The 1,868-nt window shown below is 77.7% G+C and carries 1 protein-coding gene and 1 pseudogene; both read right to left on the reverse strand.

Translation table 11 applies throughout. The annotated features are described in order from the left end of the window. Positions 1-155: 155 nt before the first annotated feature. Entirely contained in the window at positions 156-1,694 is a 1,539-nt protein-coding gene (locus ACGF5G_RS35705) for an ABC transporter substrate-binding protein (RefSeq protein WP_393271317.1), read from the reverse strand. Then, positions 1,691-1,868 (reverse strand): annotated as a pseudogene (locus ACGF5G_RS35710) (AAA family ATPase); the annotation flags it as partial. The gene ACGF5G_RS35705 and the pseudogene ACGF5G_RS35710, both read right to left, overlap by 4 nt.

Consider the following 1,868-nt stretch of genomic DNA (forward strand, 5'->3'; position numbering starts at 1 on the left):
CCGTCGATGCCGCCTCGCCCGGGCCCGGCCCCCCCGCCGTCGGCGCACGGGGCGGTGGGCTCGCCCGCCTTCCGGGGGCGGGGGGGGCGGGGGGCGGGGCCCCCCCGCCCCCGCCCCGCGACGTTGCCGGCGTGGTCAGCCCGGCCCGACGGCCCCTACCACCGGGCCGCCCCGGCGGCCACACCGTCGGCCCGGGCCCGCGGCCAGTCGGCCACGAGCAGGGGCACGAGCCGCAGGTCGGCAGTGGCCAGCCGGTCGAAGCGACGCCACAGCGTCGCCGCCTCGCCCGGGTCCGTGGCCCGCAGCGCCTCCCGGGCCACCTCGGCCGGGTCGCCGGCGCGGCCGTCGGACGGCCACATCCGGTGCACCAGGTCGCGACCGGCGTCGCCGGCCCAGGCCGGCACCCACTCGTGCAACACGACGTCGACGCCCGGCCCCCCGGAGGGGGCCAGCGGGACCGGCACGAGGGTGATGCCGTACCGGCCCAACACCGCGACCAGCGCGGCGGCCACGGCGCCCAGCCGCGAGCCGGCGGGAACGCCCAGGGTCAGCCGGGCCCCCTCCCCCAGCCCGGCGGCGTCGAGCAGACGCCTCGCCCGCTCCGGATCACCGGCGTCGGGTGCGTCGTCGGCGCCGCGTTCCGCCGCCGGGTGCCCGGGTTGCAAGACGCTGTGCTGGGTGGCGGCGCCGTCGGCGCCGGCCGCGCAGGCCGCCTCGGCGAGGGCCGCGCGGTCGAGCGCCCAGGACAGGGCATGCCGTACGGCGTGGGGCTCGGCCGCCCCGTTGGTGCCCGCGGCGAGGTAGTAGCTGCACCCCGTGCCGGCGAACCGGGCCGCCGGCGACGGCGCCGACCAGGACAGCACCCCGAAGCCCGACGCCGGGTCGACCGGCTGGCCGTCCGCCGCCGCGACGACCTCGATGCGCCGCGCGGTGCGCCGGCGTACCGGGTCGGTGCCCGGATCCCACCGGGGGTTGGGCTCCAGGACGAGGTCGCCGCCCGGGGACAGCCGCTTGGCGATCCGGTACGGCCCGGCCGACGGCGTGCACCGGTACAGCTCGGGGCTCTCGGGCACGTAGTAGTCGTACTCCCGGGGGGCCGCCGCGGTGAATCCCGTGGCGAGCAGGTCGACGAGGTCGTTGGCCGGCGCGGTGAGCCGCAGGACGACGGTGTCCCCCTCGGCGCGCAGCCCCGGGATCCGGGTGAACTGCTGGAACTGGGCGAAGGCGGGGGCGTGCGCCTCCCAGTGCCCGAGCGCCTCGTCGTACGCCCGGTAGTAGTCCGCCATGCCCTCGATGATCTCGCCGAGGTACGGGCGCATCGCGCGGGCGAGGGGGTGGGCGGTGCGCTTGAGGCCCCGGACGACGTCGCCGGCGGTCAGCTCCCGGGCGGCCTGGGCGTCCCAGCGGATGCCGTCCCGGAGCCGGATGCGCCAGGTGCGCCCGTCCGCGCTGATTCCTCCGTTGTCGACCGTGGGCAGTTCCACGGCAGCGTCCGCCACCGGTCGGACGGCCGGATCCGTGCCGGTGGGGTACGCGAACAGCTGCCGGGTGAGCAGCCGGAGGATCTGTCCGGTCCCGATGCAGCCGGGCGCCGGTTCGTCGGGCAGCCCGCCGTCGACGGGTCCCAGGAAGCGGAGGGTGTCCGTCCCGGTGGGCGTGTCGGTGACGCGCTCCTGCTCGCGCACGCCGGTCATGCCGTCACCGCCCCGGCGTCGGGGACCGGCCCTGTCGCCGGCTTGTCGCCGCCCCGGAACACCAGCTTGGACTTGGCGGTGTTGCTGGGGTCGCCTTCGCAGTCGACGACGACGATCTGGCCGGGGGTCAGTTCGTTGAACAGGATCCGCTCGGACAGGTTGTCCTCGATGTCA

The sequence above is a fragment of the Micromonospora sp. NPDC047730 genome (genome assembly GCF_043204765.1).
Classification (GTDB): domain Bacteria; phylum Actinomycetota; class Actinomycetes; order Mycobacteriales; family Micromonosporaceae; genus Micromonospora.